Genomic DNA, 8,584 nt, shown 5'->3' with positions numbered 1-8,584 from the left:
CCAGCACGCCGGGCAGGGGCATGGTGCGTTCCAGCACGCCGCGCGCCTCGCGCCAGCGGCCTTGCGCCGCGTGGCCCAGAAAGGCGCGCGCATCCACATGCAGCGGACACGCCGCCTGGCAACGGGGCGGTTCTTCCTGTATGCAGCGCGACTCCCAGTCGCGCAGCGAGGTCTGGTCCATGCCGTGCTCCCTCTGCTGGCCTCAGTGCCGGGCCGGGCGGCACAACCCCACGGCTCCGGAAAAATGAAGCCCCGGGGCGGAGCGTGTCCACCCCGGGGCCGTGTTCATCCTGTTACGCGCCCTTCAGGCCCGCCAGCACCTTTTCCGGCAGGGCGGGCAGGTGACGGATGCGCACGCCGCACGCCTTGTAGATGCCGTTGATGATGGCCGCATGCGGCACGGTGAGCGGCAGCTCGCCCACGCCCGACGCGCCGAACGGTCCGTCGCCGCGCGGGGTTTCCACGTAGATCAGTTCGATGTTGTCGGGAATGTCCTTGATGTACGGAACGCCCGCGCCCGCCATGGTGGCGTGCTTCTTGAGGTCCTCGTAGTCTTCGGACAGGGCCAGACCGATGCCCTGGGCCAGGCCGCCGTACAACTGGCCGTCGGTGACCAGCTTGTTGCAGACCTTGCCGATGTCGGCCACCATGGTCAGCTTGTCCACGGTGGTCTTGCCGGTGGCCACTTCCACGGCCACTTCGGCCATGAACACACCGTACATGTACGCGGTGAAGGGCTTGCCTTGCGCGTTTTCATCGCAGTGGGTGCCCGCCGCCGTCCACGCGCCGCGGTACTTGGTGGGCAACTTCCCGTCCACCATTTCCTGGTAGGTACGGAAGCCGCCGGGCTTGCGCATGGCTTCCACCAGGTTTTCGCAGGCCACGCGCACGGCGTTGCCGGTAACGTACTGCGACCGGCTGCCGCCCGCCGGGCCGCTGTTGGGGGCCTTGCTGGTGTCGTTGAGCACCAGGCGGATCTTTTCCGGCGCGATGCCCAGCGGACGCAGCGCTTCGTGGGCGGTGCCCAGACTGCCCATGTCCGCGCCCTGGCCGTGATCTTCCCAGCAGTTGTAGATGGTGACGGTGCCGTCGGGGTTCAGTTCGGCGTCGGCTTCCGAGGTGTCCGGCCCGTCAAGGCCGCAACCGTACACGCCCACGGCAACGCCCACGCCCTTCCTGACCGCCGCCGTGGAACCGGCCTTGGCCGCATCCAGCGCCGCCTTGTACTTGGGCCGGATGATGTCGATCATTTCCGGCAGGCTGTACACTTCCGGGTCCTGCCCAGTGGGGTTGGTGTCGCCCTTGCGGTAGACGTTCAGGTAGCGCAGTTCCAGCGGGTCCATGCCCAGCTTTTCGGCCAGTTCGTCCATCAGCACTTCGGACGGGAACTCGCTTTCCGGCGCGCCGTAACCACGGAAGGCAGAACCCCAGGCGTGGTTGGTGCACACCGTGCGGCCCTGGCCCCGGATGCTGGCGATGCCGTAGCCCGCCCCCGCGAACTGCGCGCCGCGCAGGGTCAGAAGGTCGCCGAACTCGGAATACGGACCGTGGTCCACGATCCAGTCGGTTTCCATGGCCTTGATCTTGCCGGTCTTGTCGGCGGCGTAGCGCACGTTGAAGAAGAACGGCGAACGCTTGCCGGTGTAGTTCTGCTGCTGGCGGTAGTTGTAGCGCAGGTGTACCGGGCGTCCGGTGGCCATTGCCGCCACGCCCACCAGGGCTTCCATGGTGGGGCTGAACTTGTAGCCGAAGGTGCCGCCCGTGGGGTTCTGCACCATGACGATCTTTTCCGGCTCGATGCCAAGGCCGGGGGCGATCATGTACAGGTGCAGGTGCAGGCCGATGGACTTGGAGTGGATGACCAGGCGCCCGTCGCCGTCGGTGTAGGCAAAGCCCACGTCCGGCTCGATGGGCAGGTGCGGCTGGCGCCCCACGTAGTAGTCGCCTTCCACCACCACGTCGGCCCCGTCGAAGATGGGCTTGGTATCCGCGCCCTTGGCGATGTTCTGGGTGAAGTACACGTTGGGCGTGCCGGGGTGGATTTCCATGGCGTCTTCGGCCATGGCCGCCGGGGCGCTCATGTAGGCGGGCAATTCTTCCAGTTGCACCTTCACCTTTTCGGCGGCGGCGCGGGCGTGCTTTTCACTGTCGGCGCAGACGATGGCAATGGCGTCACCGTACTGGAACACCTTCTCGTCGCACAGGATGGGCCGGTCCCAGCCGTCGCCCTTGTTGGAGGGGAAGGTGATCAGGCCGGTGATGCGGTTCTTGCCCTTGACGTCCTTGTGGGTCAGCACGCTGTGCACGCCGGGCATCTTCAGGGCTTCGGAGGTGTCGATGGACAGGATTTTGGCGTGCGACACTTCCGCCTGCACCAACGCAAGGTGCAGTGCATCGGAGGGCATCTTCAGCCCCAGGTCCGCACCGTAGTCGCAGGTACCCGTTACCTTGGCAATGGCGGAGGGGCGGGGGTACTTCGTTCCCCAGATGCGGCCATCTGCGGGAATCTTGAAGCAGAGGTCGTCGGCGCTCATTTCGCCGCGCAGCACCTTGGCGGCGTCCATGACCGCATCGACCAGAGGCTTGTAGCCGGTGCAGCGGCAGACGTTGCGGTGCTTCTGGAACCAGTCGCGCACGTCGTCGCGGCTGGGGTTCTTGTTTTCTTCCAGCAACTGCCTGGCCGAAACGATGAAGCCCGGCGTGCAGAAGCCGCACTGCGCCCCGCCGTGGGCCGCCCACGCCAGTTGCAGCGGGTGCAGGCAGTCGGGGCTGCCCACGCCCTCGATGGTGGTCACCGATGCCCCGTCGGGCAGGCGGCGCATCTTGTACGCGCACGAGCGGACCACCTTGCCGTCAAGGATGACGCTGCACGCGCCGCACTGGCCTTCGCCGCAGCCCACCTTGACGCCGGTGAGCAGCAGTTGGCCGCGCAGCACGTCCGCCAGCGTCGCTTCCGGATCGACGACAAGGTTGCGGGGTATGCCGTTGACGATGAAATGCTTGTTGATCATGAGCCTGGCCTCCGTGGAGCTGTCCGTTGCATGTTGCGCGGGCGGGCATGCCGCCCTTTCCGTCGCGGGCGGATGATCGCCCTTCCCTGCATGGGCGGCTGTCCGCCGCCCCTCCCGTTGTGCCGGTCCGGCGGGGCTACGCGCCCTTGCCGAACGGGCAGGCGGGATACCGGCATTCCTGGCAGCCGAGGCACAGGCCGCCATGACCGAGCGCGGTGATGTCCTCCCGCGTGACGGCAAGCCCGGCCAGCAGCCGGGGCGCCACGAGGTCGAAAATCGACGCACGGTGATACATGACACACCCGGGAAGGCCCATGACGGGCACCTCGCCGAGATACGCCAGCATGAACATGGAGCCCGGCAACACCGGAGCCCCGTACGCGACAACATGAGCCCCTGCGGCCCTGATGCCCGCCGGGGTCTGGTCGTCGGGGTCCACGGACATGCCGCCGGTGACGACGACCATGTCCGCACCTTCGTCCACCAGTTCGCGGATGGCCCGTGCCGTGGCGTCACGGTCGTCGGCCACCAGCACCTGGCGCACCACCTCGCTGCCGAGGTCGGCGAACTTGCGGCGCACCACGGGGCCGAACTTGTCCTTGATGCGGCCGTGGAACACCTCGCTGCCGGTGGTCACCATGCCCACGCGGGCACGGCGGAAGGGCAGCACGGAAACCACGGGCGTACCCGCAAGGGCGCGTTCCGCTTCGTGCAGCAGCTGTTCGTGGACAATGAGAGGGATGACGCGCATGCCCGCCACCATCTGGCCCGCGCGCACCGCGCACAGGCCGTGCAGCGTGGACACGGCAAGTTCGCCCAGGCCGTTCAGACGGCCAAGGGCGGGAACATCGACGTGCAGCAGCCCGTCGTGCTCGGCGACAAGGTTGACCCGCCCCTCGCACCTGGCTTCCGGGGCCACACCCGCACCACCGACGGCGCGCGCCAGACGCATGGCGGCATCGTCTTCGTGCAGTTGGCCCGCGCCAAGGCGCAGGGCGTAGACGTGCTCCTTCCCCATTTGCAGAAGGAGGGGGATGTCCGCCGGGGCGACGATGTGCCCCTTGCGGAACCCCGGCCCCTTTTCGACGCCGGGAATGATGCGCGTCATGTCGTGACACAGCATCATGCCCACGGCTTCGTGGACCGGGACGATGGAAAGACCGTGCTCGTGACCTTGCATGTGCTTCTGCTCCCGTGAAGGGACAGGCAGCATTCCGGCGTTGCCGCAGTCGTGTGTGGAGCCCTCTCGGACGCAAAGAGAAGGGCATGGCCGGACTGGGTATGCAGGCACTCCTAGCGTGGATATGTATCAGTCCTGACAGGTCACGGTCAACGCACGACGCGTGTTAATTCAAGCATGACGGCATGTTATTATGAGTGCTCGCTCAATCCACGAATAACAACATGAAGTACATGCACATTCACACGTTGTGAGCGCTCATTCAGTTGCAAATTTACCATCTGTAGACGTTCGGAAAACGGACCATGGCGGCTTCAAATAACCAGAACACCACTTTTTGACTGATTATTAACCATAAAATTACCATAACAAACTAGAACAGACAGACTATACGGAACAGTGGTGTCAAAACAAACACATATGCTATGCTTAACTACTGATTTTATTGAACTTATCATTACCGCCCTCCGCAGACCTGCTACGCTTGCTCCAAACTCACCATGCGGACACGGCGCATGGTCCGCCGCAGCCAGCCCCCCGGCAGGGGTGCGAACCGGCGCGACGGGGCCGGACCGCGCAGCTTGATCCAAGGAGGTTGCCGGAATGCGAAGACGCCAATTCCTGAAGATGTCCTGTGTGCTTGGGGCGGGTGTCGCCCTGTGCGGGCTGGGCGTCGATCTCGTGCCCATCGAGGCGTGGGCGGACGAGATCAAGAAGATCGACCGCCTGAAGAGCGCCAAACAGACCACATCCGTGTGCTGTTACTGCTCGGTGGGGTGCGGCCTGATCTGCGCCACCGACGAAAAGACCGGCAAGATCATCAACATCGAGGGCGACCCCGAACATCCGGTGAGCGAAGGTTCGCTGTGCGCCAAGGGCGCAGGCATGTTCCAGACCACCGAGGCCAACGAACACCGCCTGACCAAGGTGCTGTACCGCGCGCCCAACTCGGACAAGTGGGAAGAAAAGAGCTGGGACTGGGCCATCGACCGCATCGCCCGGCTGATGAAGGAAGAGCGCGACAAGTCCTTCATCACCAAGAACGCGGCGGGCCAGGTGGTCAACCGGGTGGAAACGCTGGCCCACATGGGCAGTTCCAACCTGGACAACGAGGAATGCTGGAGCATCACCGCCTGGGCGCGGTCCCTCGGCCTGGTGTACATCGATCACCAGGCCCGGGTCTGACACGGCCCCACCGTACCGGCTCTGGCAGAGTCGTTCGGACGCGGCGCGATGACCAATCACTGGATCGACATCCAGCACAGTGATTGCATTCTCATTCAGGGCAGCAACGCTGCCGAAAACCACCCCATTTCGTTCAAATGGGTGATGCGCGCCAAGGAAAGGGGCGCCAAGCTGATCCACGTGGACCCGCGCTTCACGCGGACCTCGTCCAAGGCCGATTTCTACGCCCCCCTGCGCTCGGGCACGGACATCGCCTTCCTTGGCGGGATGATCAAGTACATCATCGACAACAACAGGATATTCCACGATTACGTGGTCAACTACACCAACGCCCCGTTCCTGGTGGACGGCAAGTTCGGCTTCAAGGACGGGCTGTTCACCGGGTACGACGCGGACAAGCGCGGCTACGACAAGGCCACCTGGACTTACCAGAAAGACGCCAATGGCATCATCCTGCGCGACGAGACGCTGAAGAACCCGCGTTGCGTCTACCAGTTGCTGAAGGCGCACTACGCCCGCTACGACCTGAAGAAGGTCTCTTCCATCACCGGCACGCCCGAAAAGGACCTGAAGACCGTGTACGAGATGTTCTCGTCCACCGGCACCAAGGACCGCGCGGGCACCGTCATGTACGCTCTGGGGCAGACCCACCACACCGTGGGCGTGCAGAACATCCGCGCCCTGGCCATCGTCCAGCTGCTGCTGGGCAACATCGGTGTGTGCGGCGGCGGCGTCAACGCGCTGCGCGGCGAACCCAACGTGCAGGGGTCCACGGACCACGCGCTGCTGTACCACTACCTGCCGGGCTACCTTTCGGCCCCGCGCGCCTCGCAGCAGACGCTGGAATCGTACATCAAGAAGATCACCCCCTCGACCACGGAAGCCAAATCCGTCAACTGGCAGTCCAACTACGGCAAGTACGCGGTCAGCCTGCTGAAGTCGTGGTACGGCGACGCGGCCACCAAGGACAACGAGTTCGGCTACGCCTGGGTGCCCAAGGCAGACGACGGCAAGGACTACTCGGTGATGACCCTGTTCGACGTGATGTACGCCGGCAAGATCAAGGGCATGACCGTGTTCGGCCAGAACCCCGCGTGCAGCATCCCCAACTCGAACAAGGTGCGCGCAGCCTTCGCCAAGCTGGACTGGATGGTGCACCTGAACATCTTCGACAACGAGACGGCGTCATTCTGGAAGGGGCCGGGCATGGACCCCGCCAAGGTGAAAACCGAGGTCTTCCTGCTGCCCGCCTCCGCCTCCGTCGAAAAGGCCGGCAGCCAGACCAACAGTGGCCGCTGGATACAGTGGCGCTACGCGGCCACCAAGGCTCCCGGCGACTGCATCTACGCGGGCGAGGCCATCATCCGCATTCAGAACAAGCTGAAGGAACTGTACCAGAAGGAAGGCGGCACCTTCCCCGATCCCATCCTGAACATGACCTCCGACGGTCTGGCAGAAAAGGGCGGCTACGACGCGGAAAAGGTGGCCAAGCTCATCAACGGCTACTTCCTTGCCGACGTGGAGATAGGCGGCAAGCAGTACAAGAAGGGCGACTGCGTGCCATCCTTCGCCCTGTTGCAGGCCGACGGCACCACCTCTTCGGGCAACTGGATCTGCGCGGGCAGCTTTGCCCAGGACGGCAAGAACCTGATGCAGCGGCGCGGCAAGGCAGACCCCACGGGCCTCGGCCTGTACCCGGAATGGTCATTCGCCTGGCCGGTAAACCGCCGGGTGCTGTACAACCGCGCCTCGTGCGACCCCAGCGGAAAGCCCTACAACCCCAAGCGCGCCGTGCTGGAATGGAAGGACGGCAAGTGGGTGGGCGACGTGCCCGATGGCGCCCCGCCGCCGCTGGCGGCGGAAGGCGGCAAGCTGCCGTTCATCATGAAGCCCGACGGGGTCAGTTCCCTGTTCGGGCCGGGTCTTGGCGACGGCCCCTTCCCGGAACACTACGAACCGCTGGAAAGCCCGCTGGCCAAGAACCTGATGTCACCGCAGCAGAACAACCCCGCCATCCTGCTGTACAAGAGCGACAAGGACATGGTGGCCAGCGCCGACGCGCGCTTCCCCATCGTCATGACCACCTACTCGTCCACCGAGCACTGGTGCACCGGCGCCTTCACCCGCTGGCAATCGTGGCTTACCGAGGCCATGCCCCAGGCGTACGTGGAGATGAGCCAGGAACTGGCCAAGGAAAAGGGCATCAAGAACGGCGACAAGGTGCGCGTGGAATCGGCACGCGGCAAGCTGGAGTGCGTGGCCATGGTCACGCCGCGCTTCCGTCCCTTCCTGGTCAACGGCAAGACGCTGCACCAGGTGGGCATGCCGTACAACTACGGCTGGCGCTTCCCCGCCGACAACGGCGACAGTGCCAACCTGCTCACTCCCACGGTGGGCGACGCCAACGCCATGACGCCGGAATACAAGGCGTTCATGGTCAACGTGGTCAAGGTATAGGGGGTGAGTCATGGCTGATGGAAAGTCCATACTCGTCGACGTTTCCCGCTGCACCGGCTGCCGGGGTTGCCAGGTGGCCTGCAAGCAATGGAACGGCCTGCCCGGTACCAAGACCAAGCAGACCGGCACCTACCAGAACCCGCCGGACTTCAGCCACCAGACCTTCAAGGTGGTGCGCTTCGAAGACGGCAGAACCAAGGATGGCAAGACCTACTGGCACTTCTTCTCGGACATGTGCCGCCACTGCATGAACCCGCCGTGTCTGGCGGGCGCGAAGGGCGACGAGATGATCCACGACGAGGCCACCGGTGCGGTCGTGTACACCGAGGGCACCAGCCAGAGCGACTTCGAGATGTCGCTGAGCGTGTGCCCCTACAACATCCCCCGGCAGGATCCGGACACCAAGGTGATGCGCAAGTGCACCATGTGCTTCGACCGCATCACCAGCGGGCTTACCCCCGCCTGCGTGCTCTCGTGCCCCACCGGGGCCATGGTCTTTGGCGAGCGTGACGCCATGCTCGCGGAAGCCAAACGGCGCGTGGACATCCTGAAGAAGACGTGGCCCAAGGCCCAGGCGCTGAACGCCGACGACGTGCGCGTCATCTTCATCGTGACGGACGACCCGCTGAAGTACCACAAGTACGCGGCGGGCGTGTAATACCTACGGAAACGGTGGCAGGCGGGACGCGTTCCCGCCTGCCCGCCTGCGGCAGCCCGCGCGGTACCGCCGCCCCTTGCGCGGACCCCGCGC

At 64.7% G+C, this 8,584-nt stretch carries 5 protein-coding genes; 2 read left to right on the top strand and 3 right to left on the bottom strand.

Annotated features, from left to right (window positions below):
* The 3 genes from FVW27_RS02105 to FVW27_RS02095 all read right to left on the bottom strand — a co-directional run.
* On the bottom strand, positions 1-181 hold a 181-nt coding region (locus tag FVW27_RS02105), incomplete at its 3' end, for a hypothetical protein (RefSeq protein WP_167122340.1).
* Positions 182-293: 112 nt separating this feature from the next.
* Positions 294-3,011 (bottom strand): molybdopterin-dependent aldehyde oxidoreductase, encoded by a 2,718-nt coding sequence (locus tag FVW27_RS02100; RefSeq protein ID WP_167122338.1) that lies wholly within the window; start codon positions 3,009-3,011, stop codon positions 294-296.
* A gap of 136 nt (positions 3,012-3,147) precedes the next feature.
* Entirely contained in the window at positions 3,148-4,191 is a 1,044-nt protein-coding gene (locus FVW27_RS02095; RefSeq protein WP_167122336.1) for a molybdopterin-binding protein, read from the bottom strand.
* A 603-nt stretch (positions 4,192-4,794) separates the two neighbouring features.
* On the opposite strand from FVW27_RS02095, the gene fdnG reads away from it, so the two are divergent.
* Both fdnG and FVW27_RS02085 read left to right on the top strand, forming a co-directional pair.
* Positions 4,795-7,833 carry a formate dehydrogenase-N subunit alpha gene (fdnG, locus tag FVW27_RS02090; protein ID WP_167122334.1) on the top strand — a complete coding sequence of 1,013 codons (3,039 nt, stop codon included), beginning with the start codon at positions 4,795-4,797 and terminating at the stop codon, positions 7,831-7,833.
* A gap of 10 nt (positions 7,834-7,843) precedes the next feature.
* Entirely contained in the window at positions 7,844-8,491 is a 648-nt protein-coding gene (locus FVW27_RS02085; RefSeq protein ID WP_167122332.1) for a 4Fe-4S dicluster domain-containing protein, read from the top strand.
* Positions 8,492-8,584: the final 93 nt, after the last annotated feature.

The organism is Nitratidesulfovibrio liaohensis (assembly GCF_011682075.1).
Lineage (GTDB): Bacteria > Desulfobacterota > Desulfovibrionia > Desulfovibrionales > Desulfovibrionaceae > Cupidesulfovibrio > Cupidesulfovibrio liaohensis.
This window is presented reverse-complemented; position numbering and strand designations above follow the sequence as displayed.